This window comes from Paenibacillus rhizoplanae (genome assembly GCF_042684125.1).
Taxonomy (GTDB): domain Bacteria; phylum Bacillota; class Bacilli; order Paenibacillales; family Paenibacillaceae; genus Paenibacillus_AQ; species Paenibacillus_AQ rhizoplanae.
This window is the reverse complement of record NZ_JBHUKY010000110.1, coordinates 1-22,225: the sequence shown is the minus strand read 5'-3', so window position 1 is coordinate 22,225 and position 22,225 is coordinate 1. Positions and strand designations below refer to the sequence as shown.

Here is a 22,225-nt window from a genome sequence, read left to right as displayed (position 1 = left end):
TGCAGAAACCGAATATGAGGGGGAAGCAAAATCATGAGAAAAATTGCCGCGTTATCTATTAGTACCGTTCTTTTGGCCCTGACAGCCTGCAGCTCACCATCCAATACCAACACCAAAGACACTGCCAGCTCCAGTGCCGATCCGAAGCAACCCATTGACCTGCGGGTAGGCCGTTATTCCCTGCCCACCTGGGGATATCCCGCAGGGGATGATTTTGCGAACAACATCTGGTACCGGCATTATGCTGACAAGTTCCATCTGAATGTCATACACGAATGGACAGCTCTGCAGAATGAATACAATGAGAAGCTGAACATCGTCATTGCCTCGGGATCAATTCCGGATATCGTCATCGAAGCCTCCACCAACCAGCTGGAGACCATGGTGAAGGCCGGTATGACAGCGGATCTGACCGATGTTTTCGAGGAGCATGCTTCTGATTTGACGAAGGAGATTCTCACCGGTGACGGCGGCCTTGCGATGGATTCGGCTACCTTTGACGGCAAGCTCATGGCTTTGCCTTACACGACCTCGGTCATCTATGAACCCAGTCTGCTATGGGTGCGGCAGGACTGGCTGGATAAGCTTAACTTACCAGTGCCGAAGACCATTGACGATGTGATTGCGGTGGCCAAGGCCTTCAAGGAACAGGACCCGGACGGCAACGGCATTGACGACACCGGCGGGCTGGCGTTCAGCAACTGGCTATTCGACGGGATTACCTCCACCACCGGATTCTTCAACGGCTACCATGCCTATCCGCAGAGCTGGCTCAAAGGAGATGACGGCAAGATCACCTACGGCAGCGTGCAGCCTGAAATGAAGAATGCCTTGGCTAAGCTCAGAGAAATGTATCAGGCCGGCCTGATTGATCCTGAGTTTGGCATGAAGGATACGACCAAGGTAACGGAGGAGGTCAGCGGCGGCAAATACGGCATCAGCTATGGACGCTGCTGGAACGTATACATGTACGGTACGGGCCTGGAGGGCCAGCCGGATATGGTCTGGACTCCACTGGCGGCCCCAAGCGCCGACGGCGAGGATGTATTTGCCAATGTAGGCACAACCGTGGTGAGTTACTATGCAGTGAACAAAGACTATAAGCATCCCGAAATTCTCGTCCAATTATTGAATGATTACAACGAGATGGCTTACGGTCCGAACCGGAATGATCCCGAGGTCAAGAAATTCTTTGCTTTCGAAAAAGGGCAGACCATTGTAGAACAGGGGCACTTGTCCCTGGCCCGGACCCTTACGACCGATGATGCTACCGTGAAATCTTTGGAATACCTGATCGAAGCCATCGAGAAGCGCGATCCCAGCAAGCTGGATCAGGCTCTGACCGAGACGGGGAAATACGAACCGAGCGTAGCTTATCTGGACGGCAAGGGGACCGGCTATATGGAGTATCACCAGGTCAAAGCCTTCAAAACGATTGTGGAGGGCTATGGCACGGATCATCTGATTCCCCAGGCTTATGGAGGCACCACGGAAACGATGCTGAACAAAATGGGCATTCTGGGCGATTATGAACGTGAAATTTTCACGAAGATCATTATGGGTGCGGAGCCTATTGACGCCTTCGATACCTTCGTATCCGAGTGGCACAAGCTGGGCGGCCAGCAGATTCTGGACGAGATCAACGCCAGCTTGTGATGAAAGGGGTAGCCTATTGTGAGAGCTTTGCACCTGAAGAGCCGCTTCAGACATGAATTACCGTACCATTTGTTTTTGATACCGGGAATTATACTGGCTGTTCTATTCTGCTATATCCCGATGATGGGGATTGTCATGGCCTTCCAGAACTTTAGCGTGTTCAAGGGCTGGCTTGCCGGTCCGTGGGTCGGGATGGACAATTTCAAATATATTATTTCCATGCCCCGCTTCGGGCAAGTCATGTATAACACGATCTATATCTCGATTTTGAAAATTGTATTTTCATTGATTGTGCCGATCGTTGTTGCGCTGCTGCTGAACGAAATGCGCGGCCAGAAGCTGAAACGGGTGCTGCAAACTGCGATGTACCTGCCGTATTTCCTGTCCTGGGTGGTCCTCGGCGGCATCATTCTGGATGTCCTCAGTCTGGAGGGGGTGATTAACAGCCTCATCCAGGCCTTTGGCGGAGAGCCGGTGGGCTTCCTGTCCAGCAACCGTCTGTTCCCCGGCGTACTGGTCACTACTGAAGTGTGGAAGAACTTTGGCTTCAATACGATTATCTATATGGCTGCGCTAACCTCCATCAATCCGGATTTATATGAAGCAGCCATGATTGACGGAGCCAGCCGCTGGCGGCAGATCTGGCATGTTACGCTGCCCGGCATTCGTCCCACGATCATTCTTCTGGCTACTCTCAGTCTGGGCAATGTGCTGAACGCCGGGTTCGAACAGGTATTCATGCTGCTCAATCCGCTGGTGGTCGATTCCGGCGATATCCTGGATACACTGGTCTACCGGCTGGCGTTCAATCAGGCACAGTACAGCGTAGCGACAGCCGTAGGACTGTTTAAATCGCTGGTGTCCGGAGTACTTATTTCAGTTTCTTATTATATGGCTTATAAGTTTGCCGATTACCGCATTTTTTGAAAGGGGGAGCAAGGGTGAAATACCGTTTGAACGGCAGCACCGTGTTCGCAGTATTCAACAAAGTGTTTCTCATTCTCTTGGGAATCCTCTGCATTGCGCCGATTGTCAATACGTTAGCCATTTCCTTCAGCTCCGCCTCGGCGGTGGCGATGGGGAAGGTACGGTTTTTTCCGTCGGACTTTTCACTGGACGCTTATAAATTTATCGCTACCCGTCCGGAATTTCTAAGATCCTTGGGCGTGGCTGTGATCCGTGTGCTTGTGGGCAGCGCCCTGCAGATGCTGGTTACCTTTATTTCGGCTTATCCCCTTTCCAGGGAGAACAGGGATTTCAGCATGCGGACGTTTTATGTATGGTTTTTCATGTTCACCATCCTGTTCAGCGGAGGCATCGTCCCCCTGTACATGCAGGTGAAATCCCTCCACATGCTGGATACCATGATGGTACTGGTTCTGCCGACAGCCCTGGCGGTCTTCAACATCGTTCTGATGATCAATTTCTTCAGAGGACTGCCCCGGGAACTGGATGAGTCCTTCCGCATAGATGGAGCCGGACACTGGACCATCCTGTGGCGGTTATATTTCCCGCTGTCGTTGCCTGCCTTTGCGACCATCCTGCTGCTGGCTATGGTAGGGCATTGGAATAGCTGGTTTGACGGAATGATCTTCATGAACCAGACCGAGAACTATCCGCTCGCCACCTATTTACGCTCCATTATTGTCAGCTTCGATTTCAGCAATGTGAGGTCTGAGGACGCCGCACTCCTGGCCAGCATCTCACCGCGCACGACCAAGAGCGCGCAGATCATTCTGGCCACGTTGCCCATCTTGTGCGTCTACCCTTTTTTACAGCGTTATTTCGTGTCTGGTCTCGTCCTGGGAAGCGTGAAGGGATAGTTCCAAAAACTATTTACAGTAGGAGAAATGGATTATGCAGAAAATTGCCAGTGGAATCTTTAAGCTGACCTTCGGAACACCCGAAGAATTTACACCGGTATCGGTATTGAAGCCCGTCACATGTCTCGAAGCGCTGAATGCGCTTGAAGATCATCCGCTTCCCTTTCTAAGGGAGGACATTCATTTTCAACCGCGCCAGGGCTCTGTATTGCTGGAGATTCCCTTGGAGCCGGAAGAGGAAGTATACGGTTTGGGCTTACAGCTTAAATCGTTCAGACAGAGCGGCAGCAAGAAGAAGCTGCGCACGAATTCCGACCCGTCTGCGGATCTGGGCGACTCCCATGCGCCGGTTCCCTTTTATGTAAGCACTGCCGGTTATGCCATTCTGGTGGATACGGCCCGGTACGCAACCTTTTTCAGCGGAGGGTGCAAGAGAGTTGGCAGCAAGCAGGATCTGGAAGGCTTCGAATCGGCAGGCACCGAGAAGGGGCACTGGGAAGTGAAAAAGGGAAGCGGCAATATGCTGGTGGATATCCCTGCGGCGCAAGGAGTAGATATTTATGTGTTTTGCGGCGGGGATATGAAGGACGCGGTCAGCCGCTATAATCTGTTCAGCGGCGGCGGGGCGTTACCTCCGATGTGGGGATTGGGTGTCATGTACCGCGCCGACTGGCATGCGGATCAGGAGGATGTCCTGCAGTTAGCCCGGCAAATCAGGGAAGATGAGATGCCCTGCGACATGTTTGGTCTGGAGCCCGGCTGGCAGACGAACGCCTACTCCTGTACTTATGTGTGGGACAGCAACAGATTTCCGGATGAAACAAGGCTGATCCAGGATCTGAATGATATGGGGTACCGGCTTAATCTGTGGGAGCATGCTTATGTGCATCCTGATAGTCCTGTCTTCTCGGAGCTGAAGCCTTATTCGGCCGACAGCTATGTATGGGACGGTCTGGTGCCGGATTTCACCCAAGCTGAGGCCCGGAAAGCCTTCACGGACATCCACCAGCCCTTCATTGAGGCGGGGTTGTCAGGCTTCAAGCTGGATGAATGTGATAACGGCGATTATATCGGCAACTGGGGTTTTCCCGATTTCGCCCGTTTTCCGGGAGGGGCGGACGGGGAGCAGATGCACAGCTTGTTCGGCCAGCTCTATCAGCAAACGATGCTCGCCCCGTTCAAGGCAGCGGATCGCCGGACCTATGGACAGGTGCGCGCTTCCCATGCGCTCGCGGCGCCCTATCCCTATGTACTGTACAGCGACCTCTACGACCATGAAGACTTCGTACGGGGGCTCGCCACAGCGTCCTTCTCAGGTCTGCTCTGGTCGCCGGAGGTCCGCCAGACAGCAACGAGGGAAGAGCTGCTGCGCCGGATTGGCGCTGTGATTTTCTCGCCTCTGGCGGTGCTTAACTGTTATATGATTCCTTCGCCGCCGTGGAAGCAATTCGATCATGACAAGAACCATGCCGGTGAATGGCTGGAGGATTGGCCGCAGCTGGCGCAGCAATGCAGAAAGCTTCTGCAAATCCGAATGAGTCTGATTCCTTACCTGTATGCCGCATTTGGCAGATACCGTCAGCAGGGGGTACCGCCTATACGTCCCTTAGTGATGGATTACCCGGGTGACTCTGAGGTGCTGGATTGCTTCGACCAGTTCATGGTTGGAGAGGATCTTATGGCTGCTCCTGTTGTCTATGGTAACGGTGACACACGTAAGCTCTACCTGCCTCAAGGCCGCTGGTACGAACGATTGAGCGGAGAGTGGCTGAACGGCGGACAATGGATCACCCGCCAGGTTGCTGAGGATGAAGTTCCTCTGTATATCAAACAGGGCGCGCTAATTCCTTGGGCAGAGCCCGTTCTATGTGTCCGGGACGACACCGTTTTTAATATAGAGCCTGTTCTGTACGGTGCGGAAGCAGGGGAATGCTCGCTTTTATGTGATGATGCAGTCAGCTATTCCATGATTGCTGAGAGCCTGCCTTTTGCCACAATTAAGGTGACCCAGGAAGGCGGCCTGAGCATAGAAGAACAAGACATAATCTCTAAGCGCTATAGGTTAGCCGGTGTGAAATACGTCCCGGATGGGGAGAGGGGCTGAATCGGGGACATGGCCGTCGATCTCATAGGCCTAGATATCGGGTCAACAGGAACGAAATGCCTGATCATGGCTCCAACGGGTGAGGTGCTGGCCCAGGCATACAGGGAATACCCCATGGAATCGCCGGAAAGCGGCTGTTATGAGCTGAGTCCGCAGCGGGTGTGGGAAGCGGTTCAAGCTGTGATCAGTTCCGCAATGATTAAGTATGACAGACCGCCTGCCATGCTTGCCGGACTGTCCGTTTCTTCCTTTGGGGAGGCTGCCGTTCTGCTCGACAGCGGGGGCTGCGTGCTTGGAAACAGCCTGCTGTATATTGACAAGCGGGGAAGCGAGCAACTGGAGGTTTTGGTGGAGCATATCGGAGAAGAGAACATCATTGGCAAGACGGGCCTTCATCCCCATCCGATGTACACCCTCTCCAAATTGATGTGGTACCGGGAAGAGCGGCCGGACATTTATGAGCGGCTTCATACCTTTCTGCCGTTTGGATCATTTATTCTCTTCAAGCTGGGTGCAGGACCCGTGATCGACTATTCGCTGGCATCCAGAACGATGGCCTTTGATGTTCACCGGCTTGAGTGGGATGAGGAGATTATCCGGGCGTCAGGCTTAAGGAGCGGGATATTTCCCCAGGCGCTGGAGCTTGGATCACGGCTCGGCCGGATTTCACCCGCAGCGGCTGAGGTGCTGGGGCTGCCTGCCCACCTTCAGCTGGTGCTCGGCGGACATGACCAGGTATGTGCTGCCATTGGCGCGGGAGTCACGGAAGAAGGCTCGGCCGTAGACGGCATTGGCACCGTAGAGTGCATCACGCCGGTCTTCGATAAAATGCAGGTCAATGACCAAGCGCTTGCGCTCAGCAAGCTGGCGCTGGTTCCTTATATCCAGGGGAGTTATACCACCTATGCGTTTAATTTCACCGGCGGCTCCCTGCTCAAGTGGTACAGGGACCAGTTCGGTTATGAAGAGAAATGTGCGGCAGATGAGTCCGGCCGGAGTGTCTATGAGATTATGGGCGAGAGCGCCGGAGAAAGTCCTACAGACATTTTGGTACTGCCGCATTTTGCCGGCACAGGCACACCTTACATGAATCCGGCTGCGGTTGGGGTCATCGCGGGCTTGAATTTCAACACCATGAAGGGTGAACTGTACAGAGCCTTGATGGAGGGCGTCACCTATGAGATGAGGCTCAATCTGGATTGTCTGGAGCAAGCGGGTATGCGTATCAGGGAACTAAAAGCCTGCGGCGGCGGTTCCAAGTCTGCCCTGTGGCTGCAAATCAAGGCGGACATCATGAACAGGGCCGTCATCGCCCTTGATATCGAAGAGGCGGGTATTCTCGGAGCGGTTATTCTGGCCGGGGTGGCGCTGGGAGTGTTCCCTTCCTATGCAGAAGCTGCCCGCCGTTTGGTGAAGGTGGGCACTACCTTCTATCCCCGCCCGGAGAACCGCAGGCACTACGATGAGAATTACGCCAAATATAAACGGCTGTATCAAGCAGTGAATAACGTCATGTCGAACCCATAGGAGATGCTGAAGAATGCCATTAGTGACCCTGAAAGAGTTAATGAAGGATGCCGAAGCCAAGCGTTATGCCGTCGGCGCGTACAATGTGATTAATTTGGAGATGATCCGGGGAATCATTGCCGGGGCCGAGGAGGCGCGTTCACCGGTCATTCTGTCCTTTGCGGAAGTACATATTCCGCTTGTTCCGCTTGAGGTGATCGCTCCCATTATACTGGCGGCTGCGAGGCAAGCGCGGGTTCCCGTTGCAGTACACCTGGACCACGGCCAGGATCACGAAATTCTGATCCGGGCGATGCAGCTCGGCTTCTCGTCGGTGATGTTCGACGGTGCGCATCTGCCGCTGGAGGAGAATATCCGCCAGACCAATGAGATCAGCAAAATCGCCAAGGCGCTAGGAGTTTCCGTAGAAGCCGAGCTCGGCAAGATTCTGCGTCCGGAGGGCTGCGGAGCGGATGAAGAGATCGAAGAATATGATCCGGACGATGTATACACCAATCCCCAAGAAGCACAGACCTTTATTGCACATACCGATGTCGATGCGCTCGCCGTTGCTTACGGGACCGCGCACGGTGTTTATCTGACAGAACCGGTTCTGGATTTTGAGCGGTTGAAGCTCATCAAAGAGCTTACCGGCCTGCCGCTGGTGATGCATGGCGGGTCTGGACTGGATGAAGCTGCCTATGAAACTTCCATACAGTGCGGCATCCGCAAGCTTAACTATTATTCCAATATGGCGCATGAAGTGGCCAATACCCTCCAGGCGAAATTGACGGCCAACAGCGCGCAGCAGCACAAAAGCTATTATCATGACATTTCCAGATGGGCTATGGAAGCAGTGCAGCAGGATATTGTTCGTACGATGAGAATTTTCGGGAGTGCCGGACAAGCCTGAGGCTTTCCTTCCCGGGTGCAGGAGGAATGGTGGTATGGCAAGACTATATGGCAGAGAATGGACCCGTCGTGAGCTGGAAGCCAGAGTTGGGAGAATAGAGCAGCTTGCGGGAGTGCAGCCCTTTGTAATGAGAGAAGGGCCGGAGGCCGGTCAGGAAGTGTTCCGTGTGCGGACCGGCTCTGGCCTCTCCTATTGGGTGCATCCCGGCAAGGGAATGGATATCTCTTTGGCTGAATTTTGCGGCATTCCGGTTAGCTGGTCTGCCGCCAACGGCGATCCCCATGCCGCTTATTTCAGGGATGAAGGGAATCACTGGCTACACACAGCTTCCGGCGGGTTGCTGATGACTTGCGGATTGTCGCAGGCAGGTGCGGCCGGCCGGGACGAATACGGAGCTTATGGATTGCATGGACAGATCCATCATACACCCGCACGCCAAGCTTCGTATCAGGCGGAATGGCAAGGCAATGAATATGAGATCCGCCTGCGGGCAGTCATAGAGGAGACGTCCATTTTTGGACATAAGCTGCGTTTGACCCGCACCATTACAAGCAGGCTTGGAGAGAACAGTCTGCTGCTTAACGATTGCGTGGAGAATGCAGGCTTTACACCGGCCCCGCATCTGATGCTGTATCATTTCAACTTTGGGTTTCCGCTGCTTGCGGAGGATACCCGGATCATCTTGCCGGAGAGCATCTGTGCTCCGCGTGATGATGATATGGAGATATCACGGATACATGAATGGCAGGCGCCGGATCATCGTTTTAAGGAACAAGTGTACTACCATGAACCCTTGGAACGGCAAACATATATCTGCGCTCAAATCAGCAGCCCTTCTTTTCCTGTACCCGGCTTATCCTCTTCATCGGGAGGCCTGACGGTAGAGCTGAAGTGGGATCAGCGGACGCTGCCCAGACTGGTGCAGTGGAGAATGCCCGGAGCAGGTGAACATGTGCTGGGACTCGAGCCGTCCAATTGCTGGACCCGGGGAAGAGCGGAGGAGCACAGAGCGCATTCTTTGAAGCTGCTGGAGCCTGGAGAAGCCGTTCATTACGAGATTGAATTGAAATTCAAAACGAGCTGAACTAACGGAGGAATTTGATATGCTGCAAGCTAAGCCATATGTATTCTGGTTTGTAACAGGGAGCCAAGGTTTGTACGGAGAGGATGTACTTGAGCAGGTGGAGGAGAATTCCAGGAGAATGGTCGAGGAGCTAAACCGCGAAGGAGGCCTTCCGTATCCGATTGAGTTCCGCGAAACAGTCACGGCTCCGGAAGCGATTCTGCGAGTGTGCCTTGAAGCCAATTCCAGCGGGACCTGCGCGGGGGTGATCACATGGATGCACACCTTCTCTCCGGCCAAAATGTGGATCTCGGGGCTAACCCAGCTGCGCAAGCCGCTGCTTCATCTGCATACCCAATACAATATCGAGATTCCCTGGGACAGTATTGATATGGAATTTATGAACTTGAACCAGGCGGCGCACGGCGACCGTGAGTTCGGGTTCATCGGCGCCCGCCTGCGAATGCCCAGAAAGATTATTGCAGGCCACTGGAAGGATGAAGAGGTGCGTGCAAGAATCGGAGGGTGGATGAAGACGGCGGCGGGCTATACCGGGAGCCAGACGATGAGAATCGCCAGATTCGGCGACAATATGCGTGATGTCGCAGTGACGGAAGGCGATAAGGTGGAGGCGCAAATCAAGCTGGGGTGGACGGTCAACGGTTATCCGGCCGGTGATCTGGCTGAACGGGTTAGGAGTGTCAGCGAAGCCAAGCTGCGTGCGCTAATGGATGAATACGCGGAATTATACGACTTTACGGATCAGGGACGTACCGATGGCGCTGAACGGGGAGCTATTCGTGAACAGGCGCGGATGGAGATTGCGCTGAGCGAATTTTTGGAGGAGGGCGGATATACAGCGTTCGTGACCAGCTTCCAGGACCTGCATGGACTGAAGCAATTGCCGGGGCTGGCGGCTCAGCGGCTGATGGCGGCAGGCTACGGCTTCGGCGGTGAAGGCGACTGGAAGACGGCCGCGCTGGTACGGATGATGAAGATTATGGCCGGCAATCAAGGCACCTCTTTCATGGAGGATTATACGTATCATCTGCAAAAGGGCAATGAAATGGTACTGGGTTCCCATATGCTGGAGATCTGCCCGTCCCTGGCTGCGGACAGACCAAGGATTGAAGTGCATCCCTTGTTTGTCGGCGGCAAGGAAGCTCCTGCGCGTCTAATATTTAACGGAGCCAGCGGCAAAGGAATCAATGCCACACTGGTGGATATGGGCGACCGGTTCCGCCTGATCGTCAATGAAGTGAATGCCGTACAGAATGAACATAGAATGCCTCATCTGCCGGTAGCGCGGCTCCTCTGGCAGCCGGAGCCGTCCTTGACCCGTGCATCGGAAGCGTGGATTCTGGCCGGGGGTGCACATCACTTCGCCTTTTCCTTCCATACAACAAGTGAACAGCTCCGGGATTGGGCGCGTATGGCAGGAGTCGAGTGCCTTGTTATCGACACCTCCAGCACCATGATTTCACTTGAGAATGAGCTGCGCTGGAATGACCTGTATTACCGGATGAATCATTAGCCGGATTAAGCTTAAGCACTCAAGACCCGCTTCCTGCCACAATCAGCAGGTGCGGGTCTTTTGCTGTATATATCTCCCTCCATCGACAAGCGCATTGAATTGTAAGGCCGTCTACCCTATAATTAAAAACGTTATCCGGGCGCTTTAGCCCTTTAAACAGGAGGGATATTCATTATGAGCATCACCGTCAAAGATGTGCAGCATGTGGCCAAGCTGGCCCGACTGCAATTAAGCCCGGAAGAAGAGGCTACCTTCACCGAACAAATGAATGCTATTTTACAATATGCCGAGAAATTGAATGAACTGGATACCGAGAATGTAGAGCCGACCACCCATGTGCTGCAAGTCAGCAATGTGATGCGTGACGATGCGGTGAAGGAGAGCCTGACCCAAGAGGAAGCGCTGCTTAACGCACCGGAACATGAAGACGGACACTTCAAGGTTCCCGCTGTTCTGGAATAACCATACCCTGAGAGGAGGAAGCAAGTTGAGCCTGTTTCAATATCGACTACCTGAAGTACATAACATGCTGCACAGTAAAGAGGTCTCGGTCCGTGAACTGACTGAAGAATCCCTGTCCGTCATTGCGGAACGTGACAGCAAGGTTCATGCTTTTTTGACACTGAATGAAGAGGGTGCCCGTGATCAGGCACGTGCGCTTGATGACAAGCTGGCGTCCGGAGCAGCGGGTGGTCTGTTATTCGGATTGCCTGCCGGAATCAAGGATAATATTGTGACCAAAGGTCTGCGCACCACCTGTGCCAGCCAGTTCCTTAATAACTTCCAGCCGATTTATGATGCGACCGTAGTCTCCAAGCTGCGCCAGGCCGATGCCGTAACCATGGGCAAGCTGAACATGGACGAGTTCGCCATGGGCGGTTCGAATGAAAATTCCAGCTTCGGGGCGGTGCGCAATCCGTGGGATCTGGAACGTGTTCCCGGCGGGTCGAGCGGTGGTTCGGCAGCGGCGGTTGCGGCCGGAGAAGTGTTCTTCACCCTTGGCTCCGATACCGGAGGTTCGATCCGCCAGCCGGCTTCCTACTGCGGAGTGGTCGGTCTTAAACCTACCTATGGCCTGGTCTCCCGTTACGGTCTGGTAGCTTTTGCCTCCTCCCTGGATCAGATCGGTCCGATTACCCGCAGCGTTGAGGATTCAGCGTATGTACTGCAGGCGATTGCCGGTTATGATGCCCAGGACTCCACCTCGGCCAAGGTTAGCATACCTGATTATCTGAGTTCGCTCACCGGTGATATTTCCGGTCTGCGTATAGCTGTGCCGAAGGAATACATCGGCGAAGGCGTAGACGCATCGGTCCGTGAATCCGTGCTGTCAGCGCTTAAAGTGCTGGAGAGTCTCGGCGCCGTGTGGGAAGAGGTTTCGCTTCCGCATACAGAATATGCCGTAGCTGCTTATTATCTCCTGTCTTCTTCCGAGGCTTCATCCAACCTTGCCCGTTTTGACGGTGTCCGTTACGGGACGCGTGTGGATGACGGAGGCGGTTTGCTGGATCTGTACCATAACTCCCGCAGTCAAGGCTTCGGTCCTGAAGTCAAACGCCGGATTATGCTCGGCACCTATGCGCTCAGCTCCGGATACTACGATGCTTATTATTTGAAGGCGCAGAAGGTTCGCACCTTGATTAAGCAGGATTTCGATGAAGTGTTCAAGAATTATGATGTCGTGATCGGCCCGACTGCGCCTACGACAGCCTTTAAGCTGGGCTCGCAGACCGAAGATCCGCTGACCATGTACCTGAATGATATCCTGACCATTCCTGTCAGTCTGGCCGGTATTCCTGCCATCAGCATCCCTTGCGGCTTCGCAGAAGGCCTGCCTGTCGGCCTGCAGATTATCGGCAAGGAGTTTGACGAGAGTACGGTACTGCGCGTTGCGCATGCCTTTGAACAGCATACAGAGCATCACAAGGCCCGTCCGCAAATGTAGCTTTTATATTAAGATGCACTTAAGATTTGAACTTGAAGCTACATCGTCACTGCGGTGAACATTTGGACTTCCGGCCGCTGTTGTCCCCAGATTTCTTGATTTAAACCGCTCTTCGCGGGTGAAATCCGGTGACTGATGATGCTTCCGAAGCGAGCTTTCCTGCGGAAAGCTTTCAGGCGGTCGCTACCGCTCCTACAGTTCCAAATTTCCCCTCCGTTTCTTTTGCTTTTTGTTTATTTCTTTAGTGCTTCTTATATAATTTGAGTATATGCCCACAAAACTTTTAAGGGATGAGATTATCTATGTCTAAATATGAAACGGTCATCGGGCTTGAAGTTCATGTGGAGCTTCATACCAAGTCCAAAATCTTCTGCGGCTGCTCCACAGAATTCGGCGCTCCGCCTAATACCCATACCTGTCCGGTCTGTCTGGGCCACCCCGGCGTATTGCCGGTTCTTAATCGGCAGGCTGTAGAGTACGCCATGAAAGCCGCAATGGCTCTGAACTGTACGATTGGCGATGTCAGCAAATTCGACCGCAAAAACTATTTCTACCCCGATTCCCCGAAGGCCTACCAGATTTCGCAATTTGATCAGCCTATCGGCCTGAACGGCTGGATTGATATTGAAGTGAATGGAGAGACCAAACGGATCGGCATCACCCGTCTTCATCTGGAGGAGGATGCGGGCAAGCTGACTCATGTGGATGGAGGATTTGCTTCACTGGTTGACTTCAACCGGGTGGGGACTCCGCTTATTGAGATTGTCTCTGAGCCTGATCTGCGTTCGCCTGAGGAGGCGCGTGCTTATCTGGAGAAGATCCGCGCCATCATGCAGTATTGCGATGTATCCGATGTGAAGATGGAAGAAGGCTCGATGCGTTGTGACGCCAATATCAGCCTGCGCCCGGAAGGGCAGGAGGAATTCGGTATCCGGGCGGAGCTGAAGAATATGAACTCCTTCCGCGGGGTTCTCCGCGGGCTGGAGTACGAACAACTCCGTCAGGGAGAGATTCTGGATGACGGCGGGATCGTTGTGCAGGAGACCCGCCGCTGGGATGAAGCTGGGGGCAAGACCTTGTCTATGCGCGGTAAAGAAGAAGCCCATGACTACCGTTATTTCCCGGACCCGGATCTTATCGTGCTGCATATCAGTGATTCCTGGAAGGAACAGATCCGTGCCACCATTCCGGAGCTTCCAGATGCCCGGCAGGCCCGTTACAGCGAAGAATTTGGCCTGACTGCCTATGATGCGGGAGTGCTTACCTCATCCAAGCCGCTAGCCGACTTCTTTGAAGGCAGTCTGGCTTATACACAGGATGCCAAGGCTGTCGCCAACTGGATGATGGGAGACCTGCTGGGATATTTGAACAGCAATAATCTGGAATTATCCCAGGTGAAGATTACGCCGCAGGGACTGGGCGAGATGATCGGCCTGATCGCAGGCGGAACCATCAGCAGCAAAATTGCCAAAACCGTGTTCAAAGAAATGCTGGAGAGCGGCAAGCTGCCTGCAGTTATCGTTGAAGAAAAGGGTCTAGTGCAGATTAGTGATGAAGGTGCGATTAAGAAAATCGTACAGGAAGTGGTCGCTGCTAATCCGCAATCTGTCGAAGACTACAAGGCCGGCAAGAAACAAGCGATCGGCTTCCTTGTAGGACAGGTCATGAAGGCAAGCAAAGGGAAAGCGAACCCGGGTCTTGTGAACACATTGCTTGCAGAAGTGCTGAACAGCTAGATTGGGTAATAGATTATAGAATCTTGGGCACAGGGCTTGTCGGCAACGGCAGGCCCCTGTGCAGTATATAAGGGGAATGTACGGATGGATACAATAGTGAAGCTGAATCTGCAGGATGAGATCATGCTGGATGAGCTATGGAGCCTTCAGCATAAGGCGTACCGCCTGGAGGCGGAGATCATCGGGTTTCGTGACATACCGCCGCTGCTCGAGACGAGGGACATGCTCAGCCGGGTTACAGAGGAGTTCTACGGCTGCTTCGATGAGACGGAGGAGCTGCTCGGCGCTGTTGCAGTCACCCAGGAGTCTCCCGGCAAGCTAACCGTTACCCGGATGATGGTCAGCCCGGACCATTTCCGCCAAGGCGTGGCCGGAAGACTGTTAGAATTTATCTTTGACCGTTATGCGGAGATGGAGCAGTTTATCGTTTCTACGGGGAAGCTGAACCTTCCGGCAGTGACGCTCTATACCAAGCACGGGTTCATTCCTGTGGGGTCCGAAGAGGTGGTTCCGGGAGTAGAGTTGCTGGAGTTCCACCGGACAGGCAGGCTGAAATGACAAGTACATCCCATTTTAGAAAGGAGGAGTACCGAGAATGAATTCCGGTCAACAGAATCATGAGGAGCTTCCCGTGCTGGAGGAAGAGAATGAGGCAGGCTTGCCGCTGTCTGAAGCTGATGAAGAATTGAAGGCCCCCTACATCCCTCCCCGTACCAAACGCCGTCCGCGCAAACGTAAATTTATGGCCGGCCTGCTGGCTGCAGTGCTTCCCGGCACGGGACATCTCTATCTCGGGCTGCTCCGCAAAGGGATTTCTGTCATTTTCCTAATTGTGCTGGATATTGTGGCGCTGCTGTATTTCTCATCTATCGGGATGCAAATTAATGTACCATTGCTGATCTTGCTGGGGCTGCTGATTCCGGTATTATACTTCTATAATGTATTCGACGCGCTCCAGAACGCAGACCGGATTCTGCGGTTTCCTGATGAGCATGATCCAGAAGAGCTGGAGACCATCCAGTCTAGTACATCATCAAGACGCCGGGTAAGGATCAGCGAGCCGGGGATTTCCTTTGGCCTCCTGCTGCTTATCGGCGGAGCGCTGCTCTTTCTTTTCCAGCAAAAGCCGCCCTGGCTTCGGGGATTCATTGAGACCTCTGCCGGTGCTGCCGCCTCCGTGGTGCTGATAGGCCTTGGCCTGCTTATGGGAATCAGAGAGATGGCCCGGGACTCCATAGCGCGTCAGGACAAGGAACGGAAGAAGCGGCGGATCGGCAGATATACGGCCTCAGTAACACTGGCTGTTGTCGGAATTCTGCTTCTCCTGGACTGGCGCGATGGAACGGATTATATGATGCTGCTGCTCAAATGGTGGCCTATCATTCCGGTATTATGGGGAGTAGAGTATCTGCTGATCTATATTCTTTTCCGCCGGCTGAAGCAGAACGGTACTGCCGGAAGAGCGAGGATGGATCTGCGGGGATTGTTCTCTGCGGTAATACTGGCTGCCTGTGTGTTTATCGTAACCGAGCAGGAGCACTATCTGCATCTGTGGAACAAGGTGAGTCTTAACCTGACCGTGGCGGCAGTCGATTACGGGGAAGCGGAAGGAAGCTCTTATCAAAAGGCTCCGCTGATGGTTCCGGTCGAACTGAACACCTCCAAGGTCAATATTGACGCTATAAATGGAGATATTCTCATTCACCGGGCTGCTGTGGAGGATATCGAGATTACGGCAACCGTATGGGTGGACCAGCTGGACGGGGTACTCGCTGAATCCATAGCCGATCAGTCCTTTGTCGAGGTGACAGAGGGAACAACGATCAAGATCACACCCCAGAGTAAGGCGTACGGTGAATCCGGCAAACGCCAGCCGCGGATCAACCTCGATATCTCCCTGCCGGAAGACCGGCGGTTCGACCTGAACGTCCGTACGATGAATGGCGGAATAACACTGCAGAATGTGGAGGCCATTGCCGACATCTCGCTGGAGACCGGGAACGGGGAGCTGATCCTGCACCGCATTTACGGTAATGTAAAAGGTAAAACCTTAAACGGCGCGGTGCGCGCCAGAGATGTCCTGGGCAATGTGGAGCTGGGGACAAGCGGAGGCGATATGGGGGCCTGGGACGTCAGAGGTGCCTTGAAGATGTCAACGGCGGTTGGCAATATCACGGCATATGACAGCGGGGATACGCTGGATCTGTCCACGAAGAACGGCAATGTTGAGGTATCCGGAGCAAGAGCCAAGCTGCATGCCGAATCCCTGAACGGCCGGATCAGTGTCCGCTCCGGAGATTTCGGGGGAGACTGGGATATTTACAGTGCAGTGGGGGATATTGAACTGTTCCTGCCGTTAACGGGTAATTATACGGTGGAGGGCTCCAGCGGCTATGGAGATATAGTAACAGACCTGCCAGGGCTCGTGATTGACAAAAAAGTGCTTTCCGGCCAGATCGGAACCGGCGAATTCAAGCTGCGTGTAGACGGAAACAGCAATTTAAATGTGAGCAAATATTGAAATAAGGAATTTTTATTATATAATAATGAATATAATGTAATGACTTCATTGACAACGCTAAAAGCAGAGTCATACAATTACATTAGAATTATTATTAAGTTGTATAATCAAAGGCGGTGGCATGGATGGGTAGTGGCGTACAGCATGCATTGGAGCAATTGAAGACAACCGGTGTCCGTATTACGCCTCAGCGTCATGCGATTCTAACGTATCTGATGGAAGCGATGAATCATCCTACGGCAGACGACATCTACCGGGCGCTTGAGCCTCAGTTTCCGAGCATGAGTGTGGCAACTGTGTATAACAATCTTAAGATGTTCATGGAAGCAGGTATGGTCCGTGAGCTGACCTACGGTGATAATTCCAGCCGTTTCGACGCCAATGTATCTGATCATTATCATGTTATCTGCCAGGAATGCGGCAAGATTGAGGATTTCAGCTACTCTACTCTTCATGAAGTAGAGCGGCAGGCCGAACAGGCCACAGGCTTCAAGATTCATGGATTGCGTATGGAGCTGTACGGTGTGTGCAAAGGCTGCGGCGAGAAGCAGCACTGAATGGAATAATACCTATAAGCGTGTAGAGTCCGAATGCGGATTCTGCACGCTTTTTTGTATAGAGATAGAATGAAGCTGTTACAAAAATACAAACCTTCCAAGAGATTCGCGCAACCAAGCTCGCCTGCATGGCGTATACTTAACAGAAGCGTTGCCTGCTTTTAAAAATTCAATATATTGTTTGGAGGACCTATTTTGGACAGAAGACAGAGACAAGGACGCGTCAAAAAGCGTGGAAGTCTTTTTCGCAGCTTACTGGGACTTGTCATTATAGCCGCTGCAGCCTTTTGGGTTGTTTATTATGTACTGCCGAACCGCCAGCATCTGGACCCTGACTGGAAGGGGCTGGACAAGCCGATTTTTGTGAAAGGACAGCTTACGGGTTACTCCGCTTCAGGTACAGGGGATAGTATGCTGTTACCTCTGCCTTTTTTACAGGAATACGTAGACCCTTCTATCCGTTATGAAGACAAGAGCAAATCTGTAATTCTCTCGACAGACAGCAGTCTTCTGTACATGCAGGAGGAATCAACAGCAGCAAGTCTGAACAATGAACCTCTGCAGCTTCGCCTTGCTCCTGAGGTTAAGGATAAAGTGACCTACCTTCCGGTAGACACGCTGGAGAATTTGTACGGCTTCGAGATCAATGAGGATACGGCTACCGGTGCGGTACTGCTGATGACTGCGGGAGAATCGGTGCCGCTTGGCAAAGTGAAGGGTGAGGAAGGCGGAAAGACCAAAGCCCTGCGCAGTGAACCCTCGGTGCATGCACCGATTTTTGCTGATATGAACCCTGGGGATGTCGTACGAATCTGGAACACGGACACGAAGGACTGGGTATATGCTCAGCTTGACAACGGTTATGCAGGCTATGTCCAAGCGGATGATATTACCGCAGACGGAACCACAACAGTAGAGAAACAGCCCGCAGCGCCTACACGCGCCGAGCGCAGCTGGAAGGGCAAGCCTGTTAACATGTTCTGGGAAGCCGTGTACGAACGCAAGCCGAATCCGGCCAAATTTGCTGATTTGCCGGGAGTTAACGTAGTTAGCCCTACCTGGTTCAGCATTATTGATGTGAACGGTAATGTGCGCAGCCAGGCTGACCGTTCCTATGTGGATTGGGCGCATAATCAGGGGATGGAGGTATGGGGACTGCTGAGCAACAGCTTTGAACCCGATTTGACTACTGAAGCCTTGTCCACATATGACAATAGGATGAATGCCATTGTTCAGATGCTAAAGTATGCAGACCTGTATAACTTAGACGGCATTAATATCGACTTCGAGAATGTGTACACCAAGGATGGACCGAACGTAACGCAGTTCATGCGGGAACTGAAGCCGATGGCCCAGAGCCGGAATCTGATTGTCTCTATTGATGTGACGCCGAAGTCCAAGAGCGAGATGTGGTCCATGTTCCTCGACCGCCGGGCGCTTGCCGCCGTATCCGACTTCCTGGTTGTAATGGCCTACGATGAACACTGGGCAGCCAGTCCGGTCGCAGGTTCAGTAGCCTCTCTACCATGGGTTAAGAGTTCTTTGAACCGGATTATCGAGGAGGATGAGGTACCGGCAGAGAAGTTGATTCTGGGAGTGCCGCTTTATACGCGGATTTGGACGGAAGCCACCGAGAAGGGCAAGACCAAGGTAAGCTCCAAGGCCGTCAGCATGAATGCGGTCAAGGAGATCATTGCTGAGAAGAAGCTGAAACCGGTATTCGATAAGGAAGCCGGACAGAACTACGTGGAGTATAAGGAGGAGGATGTTCTCCGCAAAATCTGGATCGAGGACACCACCTCGCTCACAGCAAGGGTAGAGTTGGCCCAATCCTTGAAACTGGGCGGTGTGGCAGCCTGGAACCGGAGCTTCGCCAGTCCGGAGGCTTGGGAAGCATTGAAGGGAATTATAAAATAAGATTATCTCCTGCTCATCATAATCATAAAAAAGGTGTTGTCCTGGAGAGGACAACACCTTTTTTTGCAAGGAAATCCGAATATCCGCATAACAACAAATGATTGGAGTCAACGCTGCCTGAACACGTTCAATGTTTAAGCTGCTGGAGTTCAAGCTCTTCGGCAGTAATGGTAGCTTGTGCAGGGTCCATGGTGAGGACGGTGTGGCAGAACATGCAGCGGTCGGTTTTGCCCAGCATTTTGGTCAGCTTATGGCACTCCGGACATTCCACCTGAACCGCACTGGTGGAGAGCATGCCCGCCCAGAAATAAATAGCCAGACTGGCCATCATGGAGACGAGTCCAATGACAAGACCGACAGCAGCAACTACCTTGCCGGCAGATCCCCAGAAGACAATACCTGCAGTTCCCATGATCATAAGCCCCATGCCCAGCATGGTCAGAAGCAGTCCCCAGGTGCGAAAAGCATTGATTTTGGCTGATTTAAATTTCATGAGTATGATCTCCTAACTGAAATATAGTTCGGTTGTTCAGGAGGAACTGGCATGAATATGTAGAATAAGATTATGTATAGAGATTATAACTGACGGATGCAAAATCGCCAAATTTGATGGAGGGAAGTATGGAACTGTCCAATTTGACCCTACTAAGCGGGGAGACATTTGAGGAGAATGTTCTGGGAGCCGTTGCTTGGCGGCAAAGAGGGGATGCCACGTTTCAGAGTGCGCTGCTGCACGATTTTGATATGGTGGTACTTCTGCTGCATGAGGAACAGGAGACGGAACGCATCATAACCCATAGCATTGCCGCTGATAAGCGGACGCAATCGGTACATGTAGGTCTATCTGCACTGGAACGTGCTGTAATGGCCGGGGATAACAACGAGCTTGTTAGCAGCCTGATATCCGGAGAGGTCATCTGGGACCCGAAGGGGATCTTGGCGGAGATGCGCAAGCAGCTTACCCAGTTTGAGGGCCCGCTCAAAGAACGGGTGTTGTTTATGGAATTCGCCCGTTTTTTACATATGTATATTAAGTCCAAGCGTTATATTGAAGCAGGGTGTACCATGGATGCCTATAATTGCGTACTGATTGCCTTATATCATTGGGCACGCATTGAAGTAAGTGAAGCGGGGTATTTCCCGGAACCGGCAGTATGGGGACAGGTGAAAAGCCTGAACTCCCCGGTCCATAAGCTATACGAAGAATTGACTATCAGCACAGAGACCTTGGACCAGAGAATTGAGCTGATCCTGCTCGCCTGTGAATTTGCCCTCATGTCAAAAATGGAGGATTCCTGTGCCATGCTGCTCCATATTCTGGGCAGCCGTAAGGAGGCATGGAGTATTAAGGAGCTTCTGCAGCATTCGGGGCTTAGCCCGCTCCAGGCAGAGTTGCCGCTTGTACTCCGCAAGCTTGTCTCCCGTTCATTAATTCGGGAGATCGCCTCATGGGCAGTTGAAGCCGGGGACGGTCATACCATTCGTTATACCCTTTAAGTGAACAGTACGCCTACTGGCGGGAACAGCTCTATATATAGATAGCATTAGCGGGAGAATGGAGAGGGTACATGTACTCTCTTTTTTTATAGGCGTGCCCAGAGGCACGCATTATCTAGTTGGTGCAAGTCCAACCAAGAGAGGGGCCAAGCCACTCTTGTAGCTAGGATGCTTGCGCATGGCGAAATCTGTGTGTAAAAGCGCATCGACAAAAGTACCGGTCAGAGACCGGGCGAGCAACAATTCAGGCCGCAACATCAAGTGAATCCTGCCGCGTCGTCAAAAAGGCCCTGCAAAGGGGAACAGAGGGAGCCGAGTCCCGCTATTATGGACGAAGGCCAAGGAAACTGTGCAGAACTTGGAACAGCAGTGAAGAATCCTCCGGCGTATAGGGAACGGCATGGATTGAAAGATAATGCAGTGAACTGGGGAGACCCTCCCCCACACGGAAGAATTTTTTTTTAGGAACCCGTAAAGAGACGCTCTATAAGTCCAGAAGACGAAGTGAACCGTCTGTGGGAAGGGAGTCCGAGGGGCTTATAGTACCGAAGAACCTAAGGACAACATAACCTTAGGGAGGGAAGGAGCCCTACTTTGTTTACGCTTTTGGAGGAGGTACGAGTGAGTGAATGCCAAATGGCTAACGACACCCAAGGAAAAAGTTCAAGAACTCCAAGAAAAGCTAGGTCATGCGGCCAAGGAGAACAACAAGCGTAAATTCCATGCGCTGTACGACAAAGTCTACCGGTGGGATGTGCTATGCGAAGCCTGGAAACGGGTGAAAGCGAATAAGGGAGCTGCGGGAGTGGACGCCGTAACGCTCGTTGAAATCGAGAAACAAGGAGTCACGAGATTTCTCAAAAGCTGTGAGCGAGAACTGAAAGAAGGCAGCTACCATCCGCAGCCCGTACGGCGGCACTATATCCCGAAGAAAGACGGGAAGCCAAGACCACTAGGCATCCCTACGGTACGAGACCGAATCCTACAGATGGCAACCAAACTGGTGATTGAACCCATCTTTGAAGCAGATTTTAAAGAGGTCTCCTTCGGATTTCGCCCGAAGCGAGGTGCAAAAGGAGCACTGGAACGAATCCGGAAAGCCTGCAACCGCAAAGGAAATTGGGTAGTCGACGTCGATATCCAAGGTTACTTCGACAATATAAATCAAGAGAAACTCATGAAATTGGTACAGATGCGTATCAATGACAGACGGATTTTGAAGCTTATACGGAAGTGGCTTCATGCGGGAGTGATGGAAGAAGGAAAGGTACGGCGCTCCGATCTAGGGACACCCCAAGGTGGTGTCATCTCGCCACTGCTGGCGAATATCTATTTGAACTACTTTGACTGGTTATGGGAGAAACACGGAAGTGGGCTGGGAGAACTGACGAGGTATGCAGACGACTTCGTTGTGGTCTGTAAAACCAAAAAGGATGCAGAACATGCGTATGAA

The 22,225-nt window shown here is 52.6% G+C and carries 18 protein-coding genes; 17 read left to right on the top strand and 1 reads right to left on the bottom strand.

What is annotated here, in order from left to right:
• The first annotated feature begins 33 nt into the window (after nt 1-33).
• The 15 genes from ACFSX3_RS32325 to ACFSX3_RS32255 all read left to right on the top strand — a co-directional run bounded on the left by ACFSX3_RS32325 (nt 34) and on the right by ACFSX3_RS32255 (nt 19,275).
• The gene (locus ACFSX3_RS32325) at nt 34-1,656 is read left to right on the top strand and encodes an extracellular solute-binding protein (protein ID WP_209991882.1); all 1,623 of its coding nucleotides are present in this window, start codon (nt 34-36) and stop codon (nt 1,654-1,656) included.
• Between the two features lie 18 nt (nt 1,657-1,674).
• Nucleotides 1,675-2,583, top strand: a complete 909-nt coding sequence (locus ACFSX3_RS32320) for an ABC transporter permease (RefSeq protein WP_379255007.1) — start codon at nt 1,675-1,677, stop codon at nt 2,581-2,583.
• A 14-nt stretch (nt 2,584-2,597) separates the two neighbouring features.
• Nucleotides 2,598-3,479 carry a carbohydrate ABC transporter permease gene (locus ACFSX3_RS32315; RefSeq protein WP_042139988.1) on the top strand — a complete coding sequence of 294 codons (882 nt, stop codon included), beginning with the start codon at nt 2,598-2,600 and terminating at the stop codon, nt 3,477-3,479.
• Nucleotides 3,480-3,513: 34 nt separating this feature from the next.
• Nucleotides 3,514-5,583, top strand: a complete 2,070-nt coding sequence (locus tag ACFSX3_RS32310) for a TIM-barrel domain-containing protein (protein ID WP_209991883.1) — start codon at nt 3,514-3,516, stop codon at nt 5,581-5,583.
• Between the two features lie 9 nt (nt 5,584-5,592).
• A complete protein-coding gene (locus ACFSX3_RS32305) occupies nt 5,593-7,110 on the top strand; it encodes an FGGY-family carbohydrate kinase (RefSeq protein WP_209991884.1) in 1,518 nt (505 codons plus the stop codon).
• Nucleotides 7,111-7,123: 13 nt separating this feature from the next.
• A complete protein-coding gene (locus ACFSX3_RS32300; RefSeq protein ID WP_209991885.1) occupies nt 7,124-8,002 on the top strand; it encodes a class II fructose-bisphosphate aldolase in 879 nt (292 codons plus the stop codon).
• Nucleotides 8,003-8,036: 34 nt separating this feature from the next.
• A complete protein-coding gene (locus ACFSX3_RS32295) occupies nt 8,037-9,086 on the top strand; it encodes an aldose 1-epimerase family protein (RefSeq protein ID WP_209991886.1) in 1,050 nt (349 codons plus the stop codon).
• Between the two features lie 19 nt (nt 9,087-9,105).
• Nucleotides 9,106-10,599: an L-arabinose isomerase gene (araA, locus tag ACFSX3_RS32290; protein ID WP_209991887.1), complete on the top strand. Its 1,494-nt coding sequence runs from the start codon at nt 9,106-9,108 to the stop codon at nt 10,597-10,599.
• Between the two features lie 174 nt (nt 10,600-10,773).
• Nucleotides 10,774-11,061, top strand: a complete 288-nt coding sequence (gene gatC, locus ACFSX3_RS32285) for an Asp-tRNA(Asn)/Glu-tRNA(Gln) amidotransferase subunit GatC (protein ID WP_173139646.1) — start codon at nt 10,774-10,776, stop codon at nt 11,059-11,061.
• A 25-nt stretch (nt 11,062-11,086) separates the two neighbouring features.
• Nucleotides 11,087-12,544 carry an Asp-tRNA(Asn)/Glu-tRNA(Gln) amidotransferase subunit GatA gene (gatA, locus tag ACFSX3_RS32280; protein WP_209991888.1) on the top strand — a complete coding sequence of 486 codons (1,458 nt, stop codon included), beginning with the start codon at nt 11,087-11,089 and terminating at the stop codon, nt 12,542-12,544.
• A gap of 290 nt (nt 12,545-12,834) precedes the next feature.
• Nucleotides 12,835-14,280, top strand: a complete 1,446-nt coding sequence (gatB, locus tag ACFSX3_RS32275) for an Asp-tRNA(Asn)/Glu-tRNA(Gln) amidotransferase subunit GatB (RefSeq protein WP_209991889.1) — start codon at nt 12,835-12,837, stop codon at nt 14,278-14,280.
• 84 nt (nt 14,281-14,364) lie between these two features.
• A complete protein-coding gene (locus tag ACFSX3_RS32270) occupies nt 14,365-14,838 on the top strand; it encodes a GNAT family N-acetyltransferase (RefSeq protein WP_209991890.1) in 474 nt (157 codons plus the stop codon).
• A gap of 37 nt (nt 14,839-14,875) precedes the next feature.
• The gene (locus ACFSX3_RS32265; RefSeq protein ID WP_379313778.1) at nt 14,876-16,801 is read left to right on the top strand and encodes a DUF4097 family beta strand repeat-containing protein; all 1,926 of its coding nucleotides are present in this window, start codon (nt 14,876-14,878) and stop codon (nt 16,799-16,801) included.
• A 125-nt stretch (nt 16,802-16,926) separates the two neighbouring features.
• Nucleotides 16,927-17,358 (top strand): Fur family transcriptional regulator, encoded by a 432-nt coding sequence (locus tag ACFSX3_RS32260; protein WP_209991891.1) that lies wholly within the window; start codon nt 16,927-16,929, stop codon nt 17,356-17,358.
• Between the two features lie 195 nt (nt 17,359-17,553).
• Nucleotides 17,554-19,275 (top strand): glycosyl hydrolase family 18 protein, encoded by a 1,722-nt coding sequence (locus ACFSX3_RS32255; RefSeq protein WP_209991892.1) that lies wholly within the window; start codon nt 17,554-17,556, stop codon nt 19,273-19,275.
• A 127-nt stretch (nt 19,276-19,402) separates the two neighbouring features.
• On the opposite strand, the gene ACFSX3_RS32250 is transcribed toward ACFSX3_RS32255, so the two are convergent.
• Nucleotides 19,403-19,768 (bottom strand): DUF2614 family zinc ribbon-containing protein, encoded by a 366-nt coding sequence (locus tag ACFSX3_RS32250; protein ID WP_209991893.1) that lies wholly within the window; start codon nt 19,766-19,768, stop codon nt 19,403-19,405.
• Nucleotides 19,769-19,896: 128 nt separating this feature from the next.
• On the opposite strand from ACFSX3_RS32250, the gene ACFSX3_RS32245 reads away from it, so the two are divergent.
• The gene (locus ACFSX3_RS32245) at nt 19,897-20,772 is read left to right on the top strand and encodes a nucleotidyltransferase-like protein (protein ID WP_209991894.1); all 876 of its coding nucleotides are present in this window, start codon (nt 19,897-19,899) and stop codon (nt 20,770-20,772) included.
• 625 nt (nt 20,773-21,397) lie between these two features.
• The coding region (gene ltrA, locus ACFSX3_RS32240) for a group II intron reverse transcriptase/maturase (protein ID WP_379313776.1) at nt 21,398-22,225 on the top strand (828 nt) is incomplete at its 3' end.